Annotated in this window: 1 protein-coding gene; it reads left to right on the top strand. The window is 43.1% G+C overall.

The window, feature by feature from the left end; genetic code table 11:
• Window positions 1-1,179: IS4 family transposase (locus tag ACHFIY_RS19245; RefSeq protein WP_410847757.1), on the top strand; the 1,179-nt coding region annotated here is incomplete at both ends.

The following is a 1,179-nucleotide window of genomic DNA, read 5'->3' as shown; positions in this document are numbered from 1 at the left end:
TATGACAGCTACAGAAATACTCAAATTGATACCTGAAAAGACATTTGACATATTAACTGCGGAAACAAAAGTTGACCATCAGGTAAAGAAACTAACCGGGGAAACGATTTTTAAGTTGGTCTTGTATTCCATGCTGTCCAGCAACAAGCCCAGCCTTCGGATAATGGAAAAATTCATTTCCTCTGCTACCTTCAAATGTTTTAACAGAAGGACTGTGACTGCCAAGAAAGGTAGGAAAACCCTTTCGCCACATGATTGCAAGTATAATTCCATCCGGGACAGGATATGCACCATGGAGGTTTCTTATTTTGAAAAGCTCTTTGAACAGGTATTCATCATATACAATAAGGAACTGAAGGAAGAAACGGCACTTTCAAAGACAGACAGCACTTTTATCTCGCTTGCAGCCAAATTATTCAGCACAGCAATGGAATTCGGTGGGGATAAAACCCATCGCCATGTGAAATATAGTGTGGTGATGAAGGGCAGCCTTCCGATGCATGTAAAGGCCTTCACTGACCAAACATACGCAAGCGAAGAGATGGCGCTGGCGGAGGTTATAGATGATGCGGATGGGCTGCAAAAAGGGACGATAGTGTTTGACAGAGGGCTAAAATCCCGTGATTCATTCGACAGGTTCACCACTGACAACAAATATTTCATTACCCGATCCCTGCCTGGCCCAAGGCATGAGGTCCATGAAAAAAAGGGGCTTGGAGCCAAGCCTGATGGCAGCACCGTAACAATTGTAAGCGATGAGGTGGCGTACCTGTTCGGCAAGAAAGGAAAGAAATCCACGTTTAGCTATAGGCTCATTACAGCAACGATAGATGCAAGCGGCGAAGAAATATGTTTTATAAGCAACCTGATGGAAGAAGATGCTTATATGATTGCCCATTGGTACAAGCAACGGTGGGAGATTGAAGTCTTTTTCAAGTTCATCAAACAGGAACTCAATGCCTCGCATCTGGTCAGCAGGGATGAGAGCGGGCTAAAGATAATGCTCTATATGACTATGATTGTTGCATCACTTATCATAGTTTACAGGAAACTCAACAAGATCAAGGGTTATAAGATAGCAAAGGCGCAATTTGAAATGGAACTCAATGATGAAATGACAAAGGTTATCGTCCGCTTATGTGGTGGAGACCCCAACAATGTGCCATCTCTTTGGAAAAA

The organism is Parasediminibacterium schistidii (genome assembly GCF_046546515.1).
Classification (GTDB): domain Bacteria; phylum Bacteroidota; class Bacteroidia; order Chitinophagales; family Chitinophagaceae; genus Parasediminibacterium.
This window is presented reverse-complemented; position numbering and strand designations above follow the sequence as displayed.